Raw genomic sequence first — 20,411 nt, forward strand, 5'->3', positions numbered from 1 at the left:
TCAGTCCTCGTCCTCGTCGGCGAACGGGTCCTCGGAGGTGGCCGGGTCCCAGGACAGGCCGGGGACGCCCCATTCGTTGGCGCGGATCATGCGCTTCGCCTCGCGCTTGTACCTGCCGACCAGGCGGTCCAGGTACAGGTAGCCGTCGAGGTGGTCGGTCTCGTGCTGGAGGCAGCGGGCGAAGAAACCGGTGCCCTCGACCGCGAGCGGCTCGCCGTCGCCGTCCTGGCCGGTGACCTTCGCCCACTGGGCGCGCCCCGTCGGGAACGTCTCGCCGGGCGCGGAGAGGCAGCCCTCGTAGTCGTCGTCGGGATCGGGCATGCCCTGCGGGACGTCGGAGGTCTCCAGGACCGGGTTCACGACGACGCCGCGGTGCCGGACGCCCTGGTCGTCGGGGCAGTCGTAGACGAACAACCGCTGGGCCACACCGATCTGGTTGGCCGCCAGACCCACGCCGTGCGCGGCCGCCATCGTCTCGTACATGTCCGCGATGAGGGTCCGCAAGTCGTCGTCGAAGACCTCCACCGGCTTCGTCGGGTTGTGCAGCACCGGGTCACCGGCGATCCGGATGAGGTGAACAGCCATGGTCGGAGAGCTTATCGGCGTGTCCACGCGGACGCGCCGACTGATGAAGCGACCCCGATCACGATCACGTGATGTAATTGGCCATTGGGAATCACACGGGATGGGCAGCTTGCGTCCGCAGGTGCTCCGGACCGTGAGGCGAGGAGCCAGATGGACGCCGCAGGGGCACTGGCGCCGGCAGAGGAGCCGGACGACGGTTTGAACGGCAGGGAACGCGAGATCCTCGCCTTCGAACGCCAGTGGTGGAAGTACGCGGGTGCCAAGGAACAAGCGGTGAAAGAGCTGTTCGACATGTCGGCCACCCGGTACTACCAGCTGCTCAACGGTCTGATCGACAAGGAGGAGGCCATCGCGGCCGACCCGATGCTCGTGAAACGCCTCCGCAAACTCCGAACGGTCCGGCTGCGCGCACGTTCGGCGCGCCGCTTCGGTTTCGAGCCGAATGGTGTCGAGCAGCGATGAGTTCTCCGGAATCCCCCAGTTCTTCGCACCCCGCCCGCGCGGCCGGTTTCGCGCTGATCGGCGTCGCGCTGGTCGCGCTGGTGATCGGTGTCGCGACGCTGTTCACGGGTGGTGGTGATGACGTGGCGGCAGGTCCGTCGGAGCAGCCTTCTAGCAGTGCGCCTTCTGCGGGTGAGTCCTCGGTTCCGTCGTCGGTGTCGTCGTCGGTGTCGGAGTCGGTGCCGGTTTCGACGTCGGCGGCTGCTGGTTCGTCGACCGCGGTGACCACTACTTCGGCTGCGCCGGGTGGGACGTCTACCGGGGTGCAGCCTCCTGCTGGGGAGGCGACGCCGCCCGGGACGCCTGCTGGGCAGCCGGTGGGTGAGAAGCCGCCGGTGCGGGTTTACAACAACAGCACGATCTCCGGGTTGGCCGCGACGGCCACTGAGGACGTGAAGCGGTCCGGGTGGAACGTTGCCGAGACCGGGAACTACTCGCAGGGGCAGATCCCGACGACGACCGTGTACTACCGGCCGGGGACGGCTGAAGAGGAGTCGGCGAAGGCGCTGGCGAGTGTGATCCAGGCCAGGGTCGAGGCGCGGTTCGAGGGGATCCAGGGCGCGCACGACGGGATCATCGTGATCGTGACGAACGATTACAAGGGGATGCAGAACGTGAAGTAGGGGTGGGCTGGGGGTGGCCTGCTTGGGGGGTCTGGTTCCTGGGTGCGTTGGGTGGGGCTGGAGTCGGTTCCGGTTTGTTGTGGTCGCCCTGGCGTAGCCCGGCCCCCGGTGCGCGATTGTCTCAATGCCACACCCCTGTTTGTCAAGGCGGGAAAGATGCCTTGACAAACAGGGGTGTGGCAGGAGGGCGCTGTGTATCGGGGGCAGGGGGAGGTCTGGCTTCGCTTGTGTCGGCTGTGCCGATTTAGGGCACCTCGCTGCGCGTCGGTAGGGCAATCAGGCTGCGCCTGAGGGGCATCCTCGCTGCGCGTCGGACAGGGCAGGTGGGCGCTCCGCGCCGGGTGCGGGTGGGCGGCTGCGCCGATGGGTGTGGGGTGTGAGGTGGTCCTTGTTCCGCGTGGACAGTGGGGTTGGGCTGTTATTTGCGGGAGTCGGCGTAGGCGGCCAGGGTGGCCAGTTGTGCTGGGTCCAGTGAGGGGCGTACTGCTTTGCGGGCGCTGGTCAGGTGGGCTGCGGTGACCACGGCTGCTTCCAGGGACTCGCGCATTGCGGTCAGGGCGGCTTCGCGGATGAGGGCCGCGCAGTCGGCTGCTGAGTAGCCGTCGAGTGTTTCCGCCAGTTCGTCCAGGTCCACGTCGGTGGCCAGGGGGGTGTTGCGGGAGGAGGCGCGGAGGATTGCGCCGCGGGCCTCGCTGTCCGGTGGTGGGACGTAGACGAGGCGTTCCAGGCGGCCGGGGCGGAGCAGGGCTGGGTCGACCAGTTCCGGGCGGTTGGTGGCGCCGAGGACGATGACATCGCGGAGGGGTTCGACGCCGTCGAGTTCGGTCAGCAGGGCGGCGACCACGCGGTCCGCCACGCCGGAGTCCGAAGACTGGCCGCGGCGGGGGGCGAGGGCGTCGACCTCGTCGAGGAAGATCATGGCTGGTGCGGCTTCGGCGGCGCGGCGGAAGAGTTCGCGGACGGCTCGTTCCGATTCGCCGACGAACTTGTCCATCAGTTCCGCGCCCTTGACCGACAGCACGTTGAGCTGGCCCGTGCCCGCGAGTGCCCTGATCAGGAACGTCTTGCCGCAGCCGGGTGGGCCGTAGAGCAGGAGGCCGCGGGGTGGGGCGACGCCCAATCGGGCGAAGGAGTCGGGGTAGCGCAGCGGCCAGAGCGCGGCTTCGGTGAGGGCCTGCTTGACCTCGGTCATGTCGCCGACGTCGTCCAGGGTGAGGCCGCCGGTCTGCAACGTGTCCGAAGTGGACATGGAAACCGGGCGGACGGTGTCCAGGGCGCCGAGCAGGTCCTGTTGCGCGACACGCGGTTCGTCCTGGTCGCGTTGGCGCAACGCGGAGCGGACGGCGGCGTCGCGGCGGAGTGCGACCAGGTCGGCGACGACGAAACCGGGGGTGCGGTCGGCGATCGCGCCCAGGTCCACATCGGACTCCACGGGCACGTCGCGGAGCAGCATGCGCAGCAGTTCGGTGCGGGCGCGGCCGTCGGGCAGGGCGAGGGTCAGTTCGCGGTCGACCAACTCCGGTACGCGCAGCCGGGGGTCGATGGACTCGGGGTGCGCGCTGGTCACGACGAGCGCGAGGCCCTTGGTGCGGACGGCGGAGCGTAGGATGTCGAGCACGACGGTGGCGACCGGGGGCGGTGAGGTGGCGGGCAGCAGCACGTCCACGTCGGTCAGCAGCAGCACGGACGGGCGTTCGCCCGAGGACGCCGCGGCCACGGCGTCCGACAGCCGCTGAGCGGTCGCGTTCGCCTCCAGCACGGCGATGCTCGGCGCGGCCAGTTCCACGACGTCGGCGTTCACGCTCTGCGCCACGGACCGCACGAGGGTCGCCTTCCCGACGCCCTCGGGTCCGGCGACCAGCGCCGCGAGCCTGGCGGAGGCGCCGAGCTTCGCCAGCAGGTCGGGGCGCAGGAACGTCAGGTCGAGCCACTCGGTGAGCCGCTTCGCGCAGTCGCGCTGGCCGACGAGGTCCGCGACCGGCGGCACGACCGCGTGCTCGACGGCGGGCACGAACGAGGGGGAGACGTCGCGGGTGGCGACGGCGGCGGTGTGGACCAGGGCCCCCGCGGGAACCGGGCGGGCGTCACCGGTGCGGGCGCCGTCGCGCCAGCCGACCACACTGGACGGCTGCACGGCCACGGGGCCGGTCGGGTCGGTGGCGGTGATGGTGAGCAGCTCGTTCGTCCACGTCATGCCGATCGCGTTCGACAGCTTCCGGCGGGTGGCGCTGACGTCCGCGCCGGGCGGCGGCGCGAGGTCCTGCGGCAGCAGCGACACGGCGTCGCCGACGGTGAGCACCTTGCCGGTCAGCGCGAGCCGCAGCGTCTCGGGCGTGAGCGAGGTCGTGGCCAGCCGTGAACCGGACACGGTCACCGACCGCGCGCCCGCCACGTCGACGGGTGCCACGACGATCTCGGAGCCCTCCACGACGCCGAGGTTCGACAGCGTCACGTCGTCGACCAGCACCACGCCGGGAGGTGCGGCGCTGTCGCCCGCGGCGGCCAGCGCCGCGCTCACCCGCGCGCCGGTCAGCTTCACCGCGTCCCACGCGCGCAGCCCGAGCGCGTCGAGCACCTCCGGGTGCAGGCGCACGACACCGCGACGGGTGTCCAACGCGGACGGGGTCAGCCGAGCGGTCAGCGTGATCACGGCACGAGCCTAGTGCGGTGACCACCGACCTCGCCGGGAGTTCCGCCGTCCACGGGGAGCGGGCCTGCCTGGAAACGCCCGGTGGGGATGGCGGCCGCCGGTGCCCGGAGACGCCGAAAGGGGCCCTCCCGGATCGGAGGGCCCCTTTCGGCGTCTCCGTGCTAGTCCTTCGGCGGTTGGCCGCGGCGCAGGCCCAAGCGGCGCCAGTTGCGCCGCCGCACGCCGGCGGCCGCACCGAACTCGGCCGGGTTGACGCCGTTGCGCCGGGGCAGCCTGGCCACCCGGAGCGCGGCGCCCGCGACCCGGCCTCGCAACGGCTGGCGCAGGCCGAGGCGACGGGTCGCCACGCCGTGGGCGCGCCGTATCGCCCTGCGGTCCGCGGCGGGGACCTCCCACGCCTCGGGGTGCTTGGCGAGCCAGCGGTAGCGCCGCACCGAGTACGGCAGGTGACCGATGTAGACGACCATCGCGATGATCAGCGCGATCAGCGGGTACGTGATGATCGCGGCCCCGAGCAGGGCCACCAGCACCAGCAGCGGCGCCACCGCGCGCGGCGGCACCTTGATCGTCTTCACCGACAGCGTCGGGATCCTGCTGACCAGCAGCAGGGCGATCGCGACCGTCCACACCGCCACCAGGTAGACGTTCGACCACCAGCCGTCGTGGCCGATCTGCTCCTGCACGATGAGCGGCAGCAGGAGCAGCAGGCCGCCCGCGGGAGCGGGAACGCCGACGAAGAACTCCTTGGCGTACGGGGGTTGCTCGACGTCCAGCAGGGTGTTGAACCTGGCCAGCCGCAGCACCATGCACACCGCGAACACCAGCGCGACGACCCAGCCGCCGCGGTTGGGTTCGAAGCGCCACACGTAGATCACCAGCGCGGGCGCGACGCCGAACGAGATGGCGTCGGCCAGCGAGTCCAGCTCCGCCCCCATCTTGCTGGTGGCGTCCAGCATCCGCGCGATCCGGCCGTCCAAGCCGTCGAGCAGGGCGGCCGCGGCGATCGCGCCGATCGCCGCCGCCCACATGTCGACTATCGCGAACTGCACCGCCGACAGTCCCGCGCTCATGGCGAGGACCGTGATGGCGTTGGGTAGCAGCCGGATGCCCGGCGTGCTGGGTGCCAAGGATCAGCCCTCCGGTAGCTCGGCGAGCACGGTCTCGCCGCCGATGGTGCGCATGCCCGCCTCGACGAGCGGTCGGCTGCCGCGCGGCACGTAGAGGTCCACGCGCGACCCGAACCTGATCAGGCCGTACGTCTGGCCCGCGTCGACCTTCTCGCCCTCGACGACCTGGCACACGATGCGGCGGGCCACCAGGCCCGCGATCTGCACCACGACGAGGTCGTGGCCCGAGGTGGTGCGCAGCTGCACGGTGTTGCGCTCGTTGACCTCGCTGGCCTTGTCCAGGTCCGCGGAGAGGAACTTGCCCGCGTGGTAGGAGACCTTGCGGACCTCACCGGCGGCCGGGACGCGCTGGACGTGCACGTCGAAGACGGACAGGAACACGCTGATCCGGATCATCGGGTCGGTGCCGAGGCCCAGCTCCGCGGGCGGGGCGACCTCGACGACGTGCGACACCGTGCCGTCGGCGGGCGCGACCGCGACGTTCGGCCGGGTCGGCAGCACCCGCTTGGGCTCGCGGAAGAACCAGGCCACCCAGGCGGTGACGAGGAAACCGAGCACGCCCGCGCGCTTGGAGAACCGCCTCAACAGGAAACTTGCCACCGCCGCTCCCGCGACGAACGGGCGGCCTGCGGGGTGCATGGGGGGCACGATGCCCCGTGCGAGTTCGATGAAGTGGGAAACGCCACCACTGTGCTGATCGCGGTCGGAGTTCATTTCGTTGGGAATCCGTTGCTCTTCCGTGGTCGGGCGGTGCTAGGGCCGGCCACACGCTACGCCAAGCGCCCGAAGCGGTCGTCCGGCCGGCCCGCGCGTCCCCCGACTGAACGCGCGGACCGACCAGACGGCCTGCTGGAGGGTGACGGCCGCGGTTTTGGCGAGCCCAAGGGGCCGCGCGTCACGTACGTGCACTGTAATCCGGGTCACATGCGTGATCAATGTCAGTCGATGAGCGTTCGGTCACAAAGGGAGGAAACGCGCAGGCGCACCCCTTCGGCCCGGCGGGAGTCGGCGACGGCGGGCCGGACCAGCTCGTCCGGGTCCAGTTCGGTGCCGTCGGCGAGCACGACCTTCGGGGCGCCGGTCCAGTCGAGGGCGAACGACGCCCGGCCCGCGCGCAGGAGCTCGGCCACGACCGCGCCGCCCAGCAGCTGGGTGACGGCGTCGACGAGCTGCTTGGCGGGCGCGCCCGCGGCGATCAGCGGCTCGCCGATCCGCAGCAGCTCACCCCGGCCCAGCGCCCGCAGCACCTCGTCGGGGGTGCCGTGCTCGGCGGAGCCGCCGGCGCGCGCGGCGTCCGCCAGCATCCTGGCCATCCGCTCGACGCGCACCGCGTGCCCGCGGGCGACGACCTCGGACCAGTCGGCGGCGGGCCCGAAGTCGCGGACCAGCCCCCGCTCCAGCTCGGGCACCCCGGCCAGCAGCACCCACGACGGCCGGTCGTCGGCGGCCGCCCCGGCGGCGTCCATCGCCTCCATCGCGGCGACCCGCTCGCGGATCGGCGGGTGGCTGTCGAACACCGACTTCGGCTCCTCGTCGAGCAGCCGGAAGCCGATCTCGCCCAGCTGCTCGCCGACCCGGACGTCACCGAGGAACGTGCGGAAGCCCGCGAGGACGGGCGGGGTGCGCTCGGCGTCGGGCACCAGCGCGAGGAACTCCCGCTCGAAGTGCGACCACGCCACGGACAGCGGGCCGAGCTTGCGCAGCGCGGACTGCGCGGTGGCGCGGCCCGCGGCGGCGACGGACGCCTCGTCGGCGTGCAGCTCCTGCTCGCGGTTGGCCGACGCGGCGACGGCGGCGTACAGGCGCGCGTAGTGGCCGAAGAGCCAGCCGAGGACGCCGCTGAGGTTGGCGACGGTCAGCTGGAGCGCGTTCTTGGCCCGGTAGGTGAGCGCGGACAGCTTCGTGTGGCCGCCGCCGTAGTGGCCGAGCTCGTGCGCGAGCACCGACCGCAGCTCACCGACGGACAGGCCCGCCAGCAGCGGCATGCCGATCATCAGGTGGCGCTCGCCCGCGCGCAGGCCGAGCAGCGAGGTCCGCTCCCACACGGCGGCGTTCACCTCGGGGACCAGCCGGATGTCGTCCGGCGCGCGGGTGCCCGCGACGGCCGCCAGCTCGTCCACGACCCGCCACAGCTCCGGCTGCGCCTCGCGGGTCAGCGGCACCCCGGTGGGCTCCTGCTTGATCCGGACGGCCACGAGCACGGCCCTGCCGATCGCCAGCGCCAGCACCGCGGCCACGAAACCGAGCTTCACCGCCGCCGCGCCGCCGTGACCGCTGGCGAAGGCGTGGACCACCAGCCAGACCAGACCCCCGATGAGGCCGAGCAGGACGATGAAGAACCCGAACAGCACGGACAAGGCCAGCGCGACACGCATGGGAGTCCCCCCGAGGACGTGGATCCGGCTCCCCCCACGGTCGCCGGGCGCAGGGAGCGTAGCTACTCCAGGTACCGGATGGTCACCAGGTCCCCGGCGGCGAGTTCGGTGACGTCCTCGGGGACCTCGATGAGGCAGTTCGCGATCGCCAGCGCGGACAGCAGGTGCGATCCGGGCCCGCCGACCGGCGTGACGACCTCGCCGGACTCGGCGTCGTAGGCGCCCCGCCGGTACTGGGTGCGGCCCGCCGGGGAAGTGGTGGAGGTGCTGATCCTGGCCCGCGCGGTGCGCCGTCCGACCACGGCGAACCCCATCGACGCGAGCAGCGCGGGCCGCACGAACACCTCGAACGACACCTGCGCGCTCACCGGGTTGCCGGGCAGCGCCACGACGGCCACGCCCTGGTACCGGCCCGCGCCCTGCGGTCCGCCGGGCTGCATGGCGACCTTCAGGAACTCCACGCCCCGACCGGTGAAGGCGTCCTTGACCACCTCGTACGCCCCGGCGCTCACACCACCGGAGGTCAGCACCAGGTCGACGTCGGCGAGGTGCGGCTCGATGGCGGCGTGGAACGCGGCCACGTCGTCGGGCACGAACCGCAGCAGCTCGGCCTCGCCGCCCGCCTCGCGCACGCCGGTGGCGAGCATCAGGCCGTTCGACTCGTAGATCTGCCCCGGCAGCAGCGGCTCGCCCGGCCCGACCAGTTCGGAGCCGGTGGACAGCACCAGCACCTTCGGCCGCCTGCGCACGGGCAGCCCGCCGAAGCCCAGCGCGCCCGCCAGCGCGAGCTGCGCCGGCCCGAGCACGCGACCCGCCCTGAGCACCAGCGCGCCGACGGCCACGTCGTCCGCGGCCCGGCGGACGTGCGTGCCCGCCGGGACCGCCGTGCGCAGCAGCACCCGCTCGGTGCCGCCGTCGGTGTGCTCGACCTGGATCACCGCGTCCGCGCCCGCGGGCATCGGTGCGCCGGTCATGATCCGGTGCGCGGTCCCCGCCTCCAGCGGCGCGACCTCGGTCATCCCCGCCGGGATGTCCTGCGCGACCGGCAGTGTGACGGGCGCCTCCGCGACGTCGCGGGCCCGCACCGCGTATCCATCCATGGCGGAGTTGTCGAACGGCGGCAGCGGGATGGGCGCGATCAGGTCCTCGGCGAGCACCAGGCCGAGGCAGTCGGCGATGGGCAGGACCAGGACCGGCATGATCCCGACGAGCCCGGCCACGCGGGCCTGGTGCTCGGCGACGCCCGCGAGTGGTTTCGGCACGGCACCATCCTGCCGGTCGCGTGCCAGACTGCTGCGACCGACACCGTTTGCGAACAGGGGGAAGAACGTTGCAGGTCCGCACGCGTCACACGCCCACGTTCGGCGTCGCCCGGCTGGTGCTGGCCCCCGGCGAGCCCGCGCTGGTCGACCGCGCGGCGTTCGTCGCCAGCAGCTACGGCGTCTCGTTCGAGCCGAAGCCCGGCGCGCCGTTCAAGTCCCAGGGCAAGGGCGCGCCCGCGGGCGTGTGCACGGCCAACCAGGACGGCGGCTGGGTCGACGTGGCGCCGTCGCTGCCGGGCGACCTGCACGTGCTGGAGCTGGACGGCTCGGCGGGCTGGTGCGTCGCGAAGACCAGCTGGCTCGCGTCCGCGGGCACCGTGAGCATGGACCCGGTCGCGCCGCCGCTGCGCGCCCTCCAGGGCGGTGACGTCGGCTTCCTCAACTACGTGTTCGGGCTCGGCCAGGTCGTGCTCACCTGCTACGGCACCCTCGACATCGTGCTGCTCAAGCCCGGTGAGCTGGTCAGCATCGCGGGAGGCCACGTGGTCGGCTTCCCCGAGTCCGTGCAGTGCAGGCTGCGGGCGCTGACACCGGACGCGGCGCAGTCCATGCGCACCGGCGAGGGCCTGGCCTTCGACTTCGCGGGCCCCGGACTGGTGCTCACCCAGACGCGGAGCCCCCAGCACCTCGGCAGTTGGCTCAGGGGCAACCCGATCGGCTCCCGTTCATGACTCCGTAAGGAGGTACACGCCGGCTGTTCGTTCTTCTAGCGTTGCGGTTTGCCTCGCGTTTTTGCGCTTAGGAGGACGTCTTGGCGATCGGCACGGTCAAGTGGTTCAACTCGGAAAAGGGCTACGGCTTCATCGCCACCGACGGAGGGCCCGACGTCTTCGTGCACTACTCCGCCATCCAGATGGAGGGGTTCCGCACCCTCGCCGAGGGCGACCGGGTCGAGTTCGCGATCGAGGCGGGCCGCGACGGCCGCAGCCAGGCCTCGGAAGTGCGGCCCGCGTCGTGATCCGCCGCAGGTGAACGCACTGCTTCGGCGGAACCGCCCGCAGCGCCGATCAAGCGGGCGTTAGGCTGCCCCGCGTGTCGGAGGACCTGAGCGGGCGGCGGCTTGGCCATTACCGGATCGATGGCGTCCTCGGCCGGGGCGGCATGTCCGTGACCTACCGGGCCACGGACGTCAGACTCGGCCGCAAGGTCGCGCTGAAGGTCATCGGTGAACACCTCACCGCTGACGCCGAGTTCCGCGAGCGCTTCGTCGACGAGGCCCGCAACACCTCGGCGATCGACCACGCGAACATCGTGCCGCTCTACGACTTCGACGAGGTCGACGGGCTGCTCTACATCGCCATGCGGCTGGTCGACGGGTCGGACCTGGCCAGCCACATCAAGGACGGGCCGCTCTCGCCCGCGCGCACGCTGACGCTGCTCGGCCAGGTCGCCGAGGCGCTCGACATGCTGCACGGCAAGGGGCTCGTGCACCTGGACGTGAAGCCGGCGAACGTGCTGGTCACGACCAAGGAGGCGGTGCGCGAGCACGTCTACCTCGCGGACTTCGGCCTGACCAGGCGGGGGGCCACCGGCCACCGCACCCGCACCGGCGACTTCCTCGGCTCGCCGACCTACGCGGCGCCGGAGCACCTGCGCGGCGAACCGGTCGACGGCCGCACCGACGCCTACGCGCTGGCCTGCATGCTCTACGCGTGCCTGAGCGGCAGGCCGCCGTTCCAGGGCGGCGTGCAGGACGTCATCCAGGGCCACCTCGCCCAGGAGATCCCGCCGCTGACCTCGCTGGTGGTGCTGCCGCCCGCGATCGACGACGTGCTGCGCAAGGGCACCGCGAAGGACCCGAACCAGCGGTTCGCGAACTGCCAGGAGCTGATCAACGCGGCCCGCGGCGCGCTCGCCCAGGTGCAGCGGCCGGGCAATCCGGCGGAGCGCAGGCAGACCGCGCAGTCCTCCGGGCCCCAGTCGTCCGGGCCGCAGTCCGGCGGCTCGCAGCCGCCGTCCGGGTCGATCCCGGTGCAGCAGCCCGCCGCGCCCCAGCAGCAGCCGGCGGGGCCGCCCAGCGGCAGCGTGCCCGCCCAGCAGTACCAGCCCCAGCAGCAGGTCCGCCCGCCCGCGTACCCGCAGCAGCCCCAGTCGCAGTACCAGCAGCCGCACCCCGGCTCGCAGGACCCGGTCCGGCTGCGGCCGCCTGCCCCCATCGGCACCAGCGCGTTCGGCAGCACGTCGAACAGCAGGCCGGTGTGGTTCCTGCCGGTCGTGGTCGGCGTGATCGCCATCGCGCTCGTGGTGATCCTGGTCATCCTGCTGTCGCCCAGCGACGAGCCGCCGAGCGACGCGCCCGGCGCGCCGTCGACCAAGCAGTCCATCCAGGTAGGCGAGCCGTCCGGCAGCGGCAAACCGCTACCCACCAGCGTGCCCGTGAAGACCAGCCGCTGACCTGCGCTTCTTGCACTCGACCCTGTCGAGTGCTAAACACGAACTGGCACTCGGACCACCCGAGTGCCAGCACGCGGGCTAGGACGGTGAGGCTCGCCCCGGTTCTCCGGGGCAGGTCGTCCGTCGCGGGCACCATCCTGGCCAAGCACCGTGTTCCGCTGTGGACGCACGTCCGCAGTGGCCCCAATATCCTTTAAAAGGCGGAGGAACACACCGCAATGGCCAAGATGATCGCGTTCGACGAGGAAGCCCGACGCGGCCTCGAGCGGGGCATGAACATCCTCGCGGATGCCGTCAAGGTGACGCTCGGCCCGAAGGGCCGCAACGTCGTTCTGGAGAAGAAGTGGGGCGCCCCCACGATCACGAACGACGGCGTCTCGATCGCCAAGGAAATCGAGCTCGAGGACCCCTGGGAGAAGATCGGGGCCGAGCTCGTCAAGGAAGTTGCGAAGAAGACCGACGACGTCGCGGGCGACGGCACCACCACCGCCACCGTGCTCGCCCAGGCGCTCGTGCGCGAGGGCCTGCGCAACGTGGCCGCCGGTGCGAACCCGCTCGGCCTGAAGCGCGGCATCGAGAAGGCCGTCGCGGCCATCACCGAGCAGCTGCTGAAGACCGCCACGACCATCGAGACCAAGGAGCAGATCGCCGCGACGGCGTCCATCTCCGCGGGCGACTCCACCATCGGCGAGCTCATCGCCGAGGCGATGGACAAGGTCGGCAAGGAAGGCGTCATCACGGTCGAGGAGAGCAACGCTCTCGGCCTTGAGCTCGAGCTGACCGAGGGCATGCGCTTCGACAAGGGCTACTCCTCGGCCTACTTCGTCACCGACCCCGAGCGCCAGGAAGCCGTCCTCGAGGACGCGTACATCCTGCTCTACGGCTCGAAGATCTCGTCGGTGAAGGACCTCCTCCCGCTGCTCGAGAAGGTCATGCAGGGCGGCAAGCCGCTCCTCATCATCTCCGAGGACGTCGAGGGCGAGGCGCTGGCGACCCTGGTCGTCAACAAGATCCGCGGCACCTTCAAGTCCGTCGCCGTCAAGGCGCCCGGCTTCGGCGACCGCCGCAAGGCGATCCTCCAGGACATCGCGACCCTCACGGGTGGCCAGGTCATCACCGAGGACGTCGGCCTCAAGCTCGACACGGCCGACATCTCGCTGCTGGGCCGCGCCCGCAAGGTCGTCGTGACCAAGGACGAGACGACCATCGTCGAGGGTTCGGGTGACGCCGAGCAGATCCAGGGCCGCGTCAACCAGATCCGCGCCGAGATCGAGAAGTCCGACTCGGACTACGACCGCGAGAAGCTCCAGGAGCGCCTCGCGAAGCTGGCCGGTGGCGTCGCCGTCATCAAGGCCGGTGCCGCGACCGAGGTCGAGCTCAAGGAGCGCAAGCACCGCATCGAGGACGCGGTGCGCAACGCCAAGGCCGCCGTCGAAGAGGGCATCGTCGCCGGTGGCGGCGTGGCCCTCCTCCAGGCAGCGGAGGCCGTCTTCAAGAACCTCCAGCTCGAGGGTGACGAGGCCACTGGCGCGAACATCGTCAAGGTCGCCGTCGAGGCGCCCCTGAAGCAGATCGCGATCAACGCCGGCCTCGAAGGCGGCGTCGTGGTGGAGAAGGTCAAGGGCCTGCCGATCGGCCACGGCCTGAACGCCGCCACCGGCGTGTACGAGGACCTGCTCGCCGCAGGCGTGCCGGACCCGACCAAGGTGACCCGTTCTGCCCTGCAGAACGCCGCCTCGATCGCGGCCCTGTTCCTCACCACCGAGGCCGTCGTGGCCGACAAGCCGGAGAAGAACGCGGCCCCGTCCGCGCCCGACGCCGGCGGCATGGACTTCTGATCCACTGAGGTCCAGCGCTTGAACAGCTAGTCAGCAGCACTTCGAAGGCCCCGAACCGGATTCCGGTTCGGGGCCTTCGTGTTCGCGGGCCTTCGTGTTCGCGGGCCTTCGTGTTCGTGGGCCTTCATGCTCCTCAGCCGCCGGAAAGCGCAACACCGCCCAGCAAGCCACCCGAACCCGCTGGTACGCAACGGAAGCACGCAACCGTGGTCGATTTTACTTGGGTTTTTTGGGCCTACAATTGGTCGGCGGGCAATCATCACCTCTGCCCTTTCGCCCGACTAGGCCCAAAAGAGGGGCCCAAGTCAAATCGACCACACCCGCGCACGCAACCACCGAACCCCCGCGCACCAGCAGCCTGCCTAGTCGTCCGAGCCGAAGCAGACGAATGGGCGTCTTAGTGGGTCTGGGGCTGTTGCTTCGGCTAGTGCCTGGGCGGGTGGTTGCGGGGGACCGGTGCCGTCGTGGGGTGGCCGATTTGACTTGGGGCCCCTCCTTTTGGGCCTCGGCGGTCTAAAAGGGCAGGTGGTGGTGACCTGCCCGCCGCCGCGAGGGTAGGCCCAAAAACCCCAAGTAAAATCGACCGCGCTTGGGTGCTTACCTTGCGTGCCAGCGTGTTCGGGCTGCTTAGTGGTCGGAGCCGAAGCAGACGAATGGTCGTCGGAGCGGGTCTGGGGCTGTTGCTTCGGCTAGTGCCTGGGCGGTTGTTCTTCCTGTTGCCAGGCCTTGGTAGAAGAGGGTCATGGTGTCGGCTGCTGCTTTGTCGCCGACTTTGCTGACTGCCGAGATCACCGTTCGTGAGCCGCTGGCGAGCATTGCGCCTGCGAAACCCAGAGCCTCGTCGCCCGGCCGGATGTGGCTCAGCGCCAACTCGCACGAAGCGAGTACGACCTGTTCCGGTGGTCGGGTGAGTTGCGCCGTCTCGTGGGCGAACAGGGGGCCGTCGAAGAGTTCCAGCTTGGAGAACAGGGCGTTGTCGGGGGCGTGGGTGCCGTGGGCGGCGATGTGGGCCAGGCGGGTGCCGTTGAGCGCTTCCAGCACCGCGCCCGCGGTGGCGTACTTGCCCTCCAGCACGACGGCGTCGGGATAGGCCCTGTGCAGTGCGGCGACCTCCGCCGAGCCCTCCGGCAGTTCCGGGCCGCCGACCAGGACGACCCGGTCGGCCGACGTGGCCGTTGACGAGGCGGTCGTCCAGGCGGTGGCGGAGGGGGCGACGACGACCGGGCGGCCGTGCAGGGAGGGCAGCGCGGACCAGGGGACGGCGTAGAGGTCGCCGGTGGGGATGACGACGAGGTCCCTGCCGTCGAGCACCGGGAGCAGGGGCTTGACGAGGGCGTTGTCCAGGGCCTTGGCGCGGGCGGAGGCCGAGGCGGTGACGGACTTGGCGAGCACGTCGGGCAGGTGGTCGGGGGCCAGGACGTCGAGGTCGGCGTGCAGTTGCCTGGTCAGTTCCACGACGTGCTCGGCGGGGCCGAGGGTGTGGAGGGTGGCCTTGCCGTCGGCGAGGACGACGGCGTGGACGGTGCCGTCGTTGCAGGCGTAGCTGATCATGGCCTTGTCGCCGAGCGGCGGGGTGACGTCGCCGGACCTGGCCACCGGCCTGGGTCTGCCCCAGGGGCTGGTGTGCCAGCCGAGTCGGGACACCTCCTGGCGCAGGGCCTCCAGGCGCTGCTCCAGTTCGGCCACCGGGCGGCGGTCCAGCCTGGCCTGCTGGAGGCTCCTGCTGACCGAGCGGGCCTCGGCGACCCGCCTGGCGAGCACCGGGTCGCCGATGGCGGGCAGCGGTTCGTAGCGGTAGACCTGCGCCCTGGTGCGCTCCAGCCAGTCGAACGTCTCCGTCGGCGACGGGGGAGTGGTGGACAGGACCAGGCTCACGGCCAGTTCGCCCAGCTCACGACCGTGCACGGCCGTGCCGCACAGCAGGTCGAGGCCGCCCATGCGGTCGCGGACGCGGCCCAGCCGGTCGAGGCCCGACTGGGCTTGGACCAGGGCGGTGCCGGGATCGCCCGCGGCGACGGCCCGCTCGGCCAGGCACAGGTGGTGGAGCATGACGTGGTCGATCGGGGCCGTCGGCCGCGGTGTGGGGATCCCGGCGGCCGGGGCGGGTGAGCCGCGGCGCAGGGCCAGCCTGGCGGCGAGCATCGTGGCCACGGCGGCCTCGTCGGGCAGGCCCACGTCGTGCAGGCGGCCCGCCAGCCGTTCGAACCGGCGCGGGGTGACCGACGCCGAGTACCCGGCCTCGGCCCGGAGCTTGGTCAGCGCGGCGACCTCGGCCCACGGCTTGCTGCCGCGCCGGGCGAAGCGGCGTTGCGCCTGCGCGGCGAACTCGCGGGCGCCGGGGTGGTCGCCGAGCAGGAGGGCGGCGGCCGCGCGGGCCAGTTCGGCCTCGGCCAGGTCCTGGCCCACCCGGTGCCTGCGCAGCAAGGGCAGGGCGTCGTCGAGGTGTTCGGCGGCCTCGGCGGCCAGTCCGGCGGCGAGCATCGCCCGTGCCTGGTCGATCCGCAGGCGCGGAACGAGGTCGGGGGCCAGCAGGCGCAGGGCCCGGTCGGCGTCCTCGTAGTGGCCGAGCGCGGTCGGGACGTCCCCGGTCAGCTACGCGATGTCCCCGAGGTTGTTGCGGGCCTTGGCCTTCATCAGCGGCAGGTCCTCGGCGTCGGCCAGCTCGATCGTCCGCCGCATGTCCTGCTCGGCCTGCACGGGCCTGCCGTAGGCGATCGAGGTGAGGCCGCGGTTCACCAGCGCGGTGGAGAGCGTGGAGGCGTCTACCCCGGCGGCTTCCATCCGGGCGACGGACTCGTCGTAGAGCGCGATGGCCTCTTCGGTGCGGCCCGCGCGGTGCAGGATCAGGGCCTGCTGGTCCTTCACGATGGCGCGCAGGCCACCGCCCTCGGGCAGCGCGGCGACCAGGTCGTGGGCCGTGCCCAGGTGGGACAGGCCGTCGGCGACCGAACCGGTCTCGGCCTCGGCGTAGGACAGCGTGATCAGGATCCGGATGCGCAGCGTGACGGCCTCGGGGTCGTCGGAGCCCATCGGCAGCTCGCGGAGCGCCTGCTTGAGCAGTTTCGCCGCGTCGGCGGGCCTGCCCGCCGACGCCGCGCGGTAACCCCGCTTGCGCAGGGCCGTGGCGGCCTCGACACCGGCACGCGACGTCGCGGCGGTGACGTCCGTGTCGTGGAGGAGGGGCACCCACCAATCGCAGCACACCCACCGTGATCGGGGCGTCTGCCGTTGGCTGGTGATGCTGGTCCGAACGGGTCACGTTCGGGCGGTCCGGAATCGTGCGCGTTCCGCGACGGTGGTTACAACATGATCGTGGGTGTGACGACCGTGCGGCCCCGTTCACCTCGGGCGTTCACCAGGTGCACCACGATCTGGGTGGTCCCGGTCGGTACGTCGGGCAACACGAAGCGGCCGCCGTCGTCGGCTGTCGTCGTGGTCGACTCGTGCTCGGCCACCCGGACCTCCACCATGTGCTCGCCCGCGGGCACCAACCAGCCGTCGATGCGGTGGCGTGCTCCGGTCGAGGTGAAGTTGACCATCAGCGTCAGGTTGTCCACCGTGAACGTGATGGTTCCGGGCTGGCCGCCGCGGACGCCCGTGAGCGATCCGGCGCGCTCCCACCTGGCGACCTCGACGTCGAGGTCCTCCAGGGCGATCGCGAACTGGATGCGTTCCACGAGATCCGCGGGCGGCGGGTCGAGTTCGTAGACCAGACGGGTCAGCTCCGAGAGGACGGCGGTGTCCTCGAAGCCCCTTGGGTCATCGCGCGGGTCGATGTCGTTCACCGCGATCCTCCTTCCGCATCGAGATGTGTGCGCAGCGTCGTCAGGCACCGGCCCCTGGTGGGACCGATGCTGCCGCGCGGGATGGACAGCGCCTCGGCGACCGTGCGGTACTCCGCCCGGCCCGCGAGGACGGTGAGCCGGAGCAGCTCCTGGCACCTTTGCGACAACCGCCCGAAAGCCCGCCACAACCGGATGTCCCGGTCGTCGACGAGCGCGGCGTCCTCGGGCAGGCCGTGCGTGCTCTCCAGGTGGTCGGCGAGCTCGTCGGAGAGCCCGGTCTCCCGCTTGGCGGGCGTCCACGTGCGCCGTGCCTCCCGGCGGGTGGTCACCACGAGCCAGCCGACCAGCGCCCGCGGTTGTTCCAGCCGGTCGATGTGGCGCAGGAACGCCAGCCACACCGTCTGCACCACGTCCTCGGCCGTCGAGCGGTCGAGTCCGTGCCCCCTGGCCACGTGCCAGACCAGTGGTGAGAGATCGGCGACGAGCACGTCCAAAGCGGACCGGTCGCCCTTGCGGGCGGCGATCACGCAGGCGGCGTGCCGGTCCGTTCCCGCCAGGCCCTCCCACGGCGGGTACTCGCCGGTCGTGCGCAATTCGCCCACTTCATCACCTCCTCCTCCACTGTGCGGCTGACCGCGCAACGCGGCTGACCGAACTGTGCCGCCGACCGCCGAAACGGTCCGCGGCGCCTCCCCCGAAGCGCCGCGGACCGCCTTTTCACGGTGGTCTCCCCGATCGACACCCCTCGAAGCCGACCGACTGCCAACCGCCCCCCAGCGGTTCGTCAGTCGGTCTTCACCGGCTCGTCGTGGGTCTGGTGCTGACCGTTCGTCTCCACCGGTGGGGTCACCGGAGAAGACGGGGCGTCGGGCTTGCTCGGCTTGTCGACACCAGGCGGAGTGGCGGTCATCTAGCCTCCTCGATCGGGGTCATGAGGTCTGTCACCAGCACAAGAGGCCACCCGGCATGAGTAGATACACCCATCCGGAAAACTTTTCGGCCGCTGTTGTCGGCCGTGACCGCCTTGCGCGTGTGCGGGCCCGCCGACGTGGGGCCGGGCGGGTGACGCCGACGGCACACGGGTGACGCCACCCCGGCGCCCGAGTGGTCCCGCGAGGCCCTCCCCGCCCGCCCTGTGACGCCGTATGGTCTAGACCATGCTGGAAGTCATCGCACTGAACGCGGCCGACGCCGAAGCCGCCCAAGCCGGTGGGGCGCACCGGTTGGAACTCGTCTCCGACATGGCCTCCGACGGCCTCACGCCGCCGCCGGACGTCCTCAGGAGCGTCCTCGCCGCCACGGACCTCCCGGTCAGGGTCATGCTCCGCGACGCCAAGGGCTTCGCTCCCGGCAGCGTCGACGGCCTGCGCCGCGACGCGGCCGCGCTCCGCGAACTGGGCGCGACGGAGTTCGTGCTCGGCTTCCTCACCGGGGAGGGCGAGGTCGACGAGGCCGCGTGCGCGGCGGTCGTGGCCGAACTGGACGGCTGCCGGTGGACGTTCCACCGCGCGCTGGACAACTCGGCGGACCCGCTCGCCTCGTGGTCGGTCGTGGCGGGGCTCGGCTGCGACACCGTCCTGGCGAGCGGCAGCCCCAAGGGCGTCGCGGACGGCCTCCCGGTGCTGCGCGAGCTGGCCGCCCGCCAAGCCGAGGACGGCGTGCTCCTGCTGGTCGGCGGTGGGCTCAAGGCCGACCAGGTCGCGCCCCTGCGCGCGGCGGGCGCCACCGGCTTCCACGTCGGCAGCGCGGTCCGCCCGTCCGGCTGGGACGGTCCCGTCGACGCCGAGGCCGTGCGCACCTGGGCGAATTTGGTCTGAACCTTGCCGAACGGACACACCGCTCCTATCCTCGCCGAATCGCTCGTTGCTCATCGCGAAATGAACGTTGCGCATGGTGCAATAAATCCGGCTGAGGGGATCTTGAGATGCGGTTCGCGGTCATGGCTGCGGTGTGTTCCGTGGCGCTGGCGGGTTGTGCGCCGGTCACGTCGTCGGGCCCGGCGACGCAGACCGGCGACGAGAAGACCGGCCAGCTGCGGGTGTGGCTGTTCGACGAGGTCAACCGCGCGCCCAAGGAGGAGGTCGTCGAGCAGGCGGTCGCCGAGTTCCAGTCCGCGCACTCCGGCGTCACCGTGGACGTCCAGTACATCCAGGTCGCCACCCGCGCCGAGCGCTTCAAGGCCGCCTTCAGCGACCCCAAGAGCGCGCCGGACGTCGCCGAGTTCGGCAACACCGACCTCGCGGGCTACGTCGCCTCCGGTGGGTTCGCCGACATCGGCGAGGAGGTGTCGGAGTGGTCGGACAGCAAGGACTTCGTGCCCGCCGTGCTCGACACCGCCAAGGTCGAGGGCAAGGTCTACGGCCTGCCCTGGTACGTCGGCGTGCGCGCCCTCTACTACCGCACCGACGTGTTCACCGAACTCGGCGTCCAGCCGCCCGCGACGCTCGACGAGATCGCGCCGCTCGCCAGGAAGATCCGCGCCGCGAAGCCGGACATGCTCGGCATCTCCGCGGGCGGCAAGTACACCTTCGGCATGCTGCCCTTCGTGTGGGCCAACGGCGGCGACCTCGCCGCGGTCGAGGGCGCCAAGTACGCCTCGAAGATCGACAGCGCCGAGTCGCGCAAGGGCGTCGCCAAGTACACCGAGCTGCTCGCCGACGACATCTGCCCGCCCTCGCAGTGCGCCGCCAACGGCGGTGACGCGAGCGTCGAGGCGTTCCGCGCCGGCAAGGCCGCGATGGTCATCGGCGGCGACTTCAACCGCAAGTCCGTCGACGCCAGCGCGGCCGCGGGCAAGTACGCGGTCGTGCCGCTGCCCGGCAACACCGCGGGCTCCATCGCCCCGGCGTTCGCGGGCGGCAACCTGCTCGGCGTCATGAAGGGCACCGGGCGCAGGACGCTGGCGAACCAGTTCCTCCAGCTCCTGGGCGGCAAGCAGTACCAGCGGAAGATGTTCCAGGCCATGGGGAACCTGCCGACGTTCGCCGACGTGCAGTCCGAGGTGGCCGCGAACGACGCGTTCGAGCAGCCGTTCATCAAGACCCTCGAAGCGGGCACGAAGTTCGTGCCCGTCACGCCGACGTGGGCCAAGATCGACGCCCAGGCCGTGATCCCGACGATGCTCCAGCAGATCGCGGCGGAGGGCAAGGACGTCGAGGCGGCGACCGGGGCGGCGGCCGAGTCGATGAACGCGGCCTTCAACTCGTGACGC

19 protein-coding genes are annotated in these 20,411 nt (G+C 71.5%); 8 read left to right on the plus strand and 11 right to left on the minus strand.

The window, feature by feature from the left end; translation table 11 throughout:
• Complete coding sequence (locus RM788_RS27530; RefSeq protein ID WP_315920355.1) at positions 1-585, minus strand: peptide deformylase; 585 nt, start codon at positions 583-585, stop codon at positions 1-3.
• Between the two features lie 150 nt (positions 586-735).
• Here RM788_RS27530 and RM788_RS27535 point away from each other — a divergent pair, with 150 nt between their 5' ends.
• Together RM788_RS27535 and RM788_RS27540 are read left to right on the plus strand one after the other, a co-directional pair.
• On the plus strand, positions 736-1,047 hold the full coding sequence (locus tag RM788_RS27535) for a DUF3263 domain-containing protein (RefSeq protein ID WP_315920356.1): 312 nt from the start codon (positions 736-738) through the stop codon (positions 1,045-1,047).
• The gene (locus RM788_RS27540) at positions 1,044-1,709 is read left to right on the plus strand and encodes a LytR C-terminal domain-containing protein (protein ID WP_315920358.1); all 666 of its coding nucleotides are present in this window, start codon (positions 1,044-1,046) and stop codon (positions 1,707-1,709) included. Before RM788_RS27535 ends, RM788_RS27540 begins: the two co-directional genes overlap by 4 nt.
• Positions 1,710-2,127: 418 nt before the next feature.
• Here RM788_RS27540 and RM788_RS27545 read toward each other — a convergent pair whose 3' ends face one another.
• The 5 genes from RM788_RS27545 to glp form a co-directional block, all read right to left on the minus strand.
• Complete coding sequence (locus tag RM788_RS27545; RefSeq protein ID WP_315920360.1) at positions 2,128-4,359, minus strand: AAA family ATPase; 2,232 nt, start codon at positions 4,357-4,359, stop codon at positions 2,128-2,130.
• 161 nt (positions 4,360-4,520) lie between these two features.
• Positions 4,521-5,486, minus strand: coding sequence for a CDP-diacylglycerol--serine O-phosphatidyltransferase (gene pssA, locus RM788_RS27550; protein WP_315920362.1), 966 nt, complete (start codon positions 5,484-5,486; stop codon positions 4,521-4,523).
• A 3-nt stretch (positions 5,487-5,489) separates the two neighbouring features.
• Positions 5,490-6,200 carry a phosphatidylserine decarboxylase gene (locus tag RM788_RS27555; RefSeq protein ID WP_315920364.1) on the minus strand — a complete coding sequence of 237 codons (711 nt, stop codon included), beginning with the start codon at positions 6,198-6,200 and terminating at the stop codon, positions 5,490-5,492.
• Positions 6,201-6,424: 224 nt separating this feature from the next.
• Complete coding sequence (locus RM788_RS27560; protein WP_315920366.1) at positions 6,425-7,861, minus strand: M48 family metallopeptidase; 1,437 nt, start codon at positions 7,859-7,861, stop codon at positions 6,425-6,427.
• A 62-nt stretch (positions 7,862-7,923) separates the two neighbouring features.
• Entirely contained in the window at positions 7,924-9,123 is a 1,200-nt protein-coding gene (gene glp / locus RM788_RS27565; protein ID WP_315920367.1) for a molybdopterin molybdotransferase MoeA, read from the minus strand.
• Positions 9,124-9,191: 68 nt separating this feature from the next.
• Between glp and RM788_RS27570 the strand changes: the two genes are divergently transcribed.
• The 4 genes from RM788_RS27570 (at position 9,192) to groL (ending at position 13,415) form a co-directional block, all read left to right on the plus strand.
• Positions 9,192-9,854, plus strand: coding sequence for an AIM24 family protein (locus RM788_RS27570; protein WP_315920369.1), 663 nt, complete (start codon positions 9,192-9,194; stop codon positions 9,852-9,854).
• Positions 9,855-9,934: 80 nt separating this feature from the next.
• The gene (locus tag RM788_RS27575; RefSeq protein ID WP_315920371.1) at positions 9,935-10,141 is read left to right on the plus strand and encodes a cold-shock protein; all 207 of its coding nucleotides are present in this window, start codon (positions 9,935-9,937) and stop codon (positions 10,139-10,141) included.
• A 74-nt stretch (positions 10,142-10,215) separates the two neighbouring features.
• On the plus strand, positions 10,216-11,577 hold the full coding sequence (locus tag RM788_RS27580) for a serine/threonine-protein kinase (RefSeq protein WP_315920373.1): 1,362 nt from the start codon (positions 10,216-10,218) through the stop codon (positions 11,575-11,577).
• A gap of 218 nt (positions 11,578-11,795) precedes the next feature.
• The gene (gene groL, locus RM788_RS27585) at positions 11,796-13,415 is read left to right on the plus strand and encodes a chaperonin GroEL (protein WP_315920375.1); all 1,620 of its coding nucleotides are present in this window, start codon (positions 11,796-11,798) and stop codon (positions 13,413-13,415) included.
• 627 nt (positions 13,416-14,042) lie between these two features.
• On the opposite strand, the gene RM788_RS27590 is transcribed toward groL, so the two are convergent.
• The 5 genes from RM788_RS27590 to RM788_RS27610 form a co-directional block, all read right to left on the minus strand.
• Positions 14,043-15,896 (minus strand): CHAT domain-containing protein, encoded by a 1,854-nt coding sequence (locus RM788_RS27590; protein WP_315920377.1) that lies wholly within the window; start codon positions 15,894-15,896, stop codon positions 14,043-14,045.
• Positions 15,897-16,007: 111 nt separating this feature from the next.
• Complete coding sequence (locus tag RM788_RS27595; RefSeq protein WP_315920379.1) at positions 16,008-16,601, minus strand: tetratricopeptide repeat protein; 594 nt, start codon at positions 16,599-16,601, stop codon at positions 16,008-16,010.
• 113 nt (positions 16,602-16,714) lie between these two features.
• Complete coding sequence (locus tag RM788_RS27600) at positions 16,715-17,137, minus strand: carboxypeptidase regulatory-like domain-containing protein (protein ID WP_399345094.1); 423 nt, start codon at positions 17,135-17,137, stop codon at positions 16,715-16,717.
• Positions 17,138-17,196: 59 nt separating this feature from the next.
• On the minus strand, positions 17,197-17,802 hold the full coding sequence (locus tag RM788_RS27605; protein WP_315920383.1) for an RNA polymerase sigma factor: 606 nt from the start codon (positions 17,800-17,802) through the stop codon (positions 17,197-17,199).
• A 182-nt stretch (positions 17,803-17,984) separates the two neighbouring features.
• Positions 17,985-18,110: a hypothetical protein gene (locus tag RM788_RS27610; RefSeq protein ID WP_315920385.1), complete on the minus strand. Its 126-nt coding sequence runs from the start codon at positions 18,108-18,110 to the stop codon at positions 17,985-17,987.
• Between the two features lie 247 nt (positions 18,111-18,357).
• On the opposite strand from RM788_RS27610, the gene RM788_RS27615 reads away from it, so the two are divergent.
• Positions 18,358-19,017 carry a copper homeostasis protein CutC gene (locus RM788_RS27615; RefSeq protein ID WP_315920387.1) on the plus strand — a complete coding sequence of 220 codons (660 nt, stop codon included), beginning with the start codon at positions 18,358-18,360 and terminating at the stop codon, positions 19,015-19,017.
• Between the two features lie 107 nt (positions 19,018-19,124).
• On the plus strand, positions 19,125-20,408 hold the full coding sequence (locus RM788_RS27620; RefSeq protein ID WP_315920389.1) for an extracellular solute-binding protein: 1,284 nt from the start codon (positions 19,125-19,127) through the stop codon (positions 20,406-20,408).
• The last annotated feature ends 3 nt before the right edge of the window (positions 20,409-20,411 follow it).

The organism is Umezawaea sp. Da 62-37 (assembly GCF_032460545.1).
In the GTDB taxonomy this organism is placed as follows: domain Bacteria; phylum Actinomycetota; class Actinomycetes; order Mycobacteriales; family Pseudonocardiaceae; genus Umezawaea.

Excerpts from the sequence above, each read along its gene's own strand:
- RM788_RS27560 (WP_315920366.1), bottom strand. The coding sequence starts at position 7,861 with ATGCGTGTCGCGCTGGCCTTGTCCGTGCTGTTCGGGTTCTTCATCGTC.
- RM788_RS27555 (WP_315920364.1), bottom strand. The coding sequence starts at position 6,200 with ATGAACTCCGACCGCGATCAGCACAGTGGTGGCGTTTCCCACTTCATC.
- RM788_RS27530 (WP_315920355.1), bottom strand. The coding sequence starts at position 585 with ATGGCTGTTCACCTCATCCGGATCGCCGGTGACCCGGTGCTGCACAAC.
- RM788_RS27610 (WP_315920385.1), bottom strand. The coding sequence starts at position 18,110 with ATGACCGCCACTCCGCCTGGTGTCGACAAGCCGAGCAAGCCCGACGCC.
- RM788_RS27540 (WP_315920358.1), top strand. The coding sequence starts at position 1,044 with ATGAGTTCTCCGGAATCCCCCAGTTCTTCGCACCCCGCCCGCGCGGCC.
- RM788_RS27615 (WP_315920387.1), top strand. The coding sequence starts at position 18,358 with ATGCTGGAAGTCATCGCACTGAACGCGGCCGACGCCGAAGCCGCCCAA.
- RM788_RS27535 (WP_315920356.1), top strand. The coding sequence starts at position 736 with ATGGACGCCGCAGGGGCACTGGCGCCGGCAGAGGAGCCGGACGACGGT.
- RM788_RS27590 (WP_315920377.1), bottom strand. The coding sequence starts at position 15,896 with ATGCTCGCCGCCGGACTGGCCGCCGAGGCCGCCGAACACCTCGACGAC.
- groL (WP_315920375.1), top strand. The coding sequence starts at position 11,796 with ATGGCCAAGATGATCGCGTTCGACGAGGAAGCCCGACGCGGCCTCGAG.
- RM788_RS27620 (WP_315920389.1), top strand. The coding sequence starts at position 19,125 with ATGCGGTTCGCGGTCATGGCTGCGGTGTGTTCCGTGGCGCTGGCGGGT.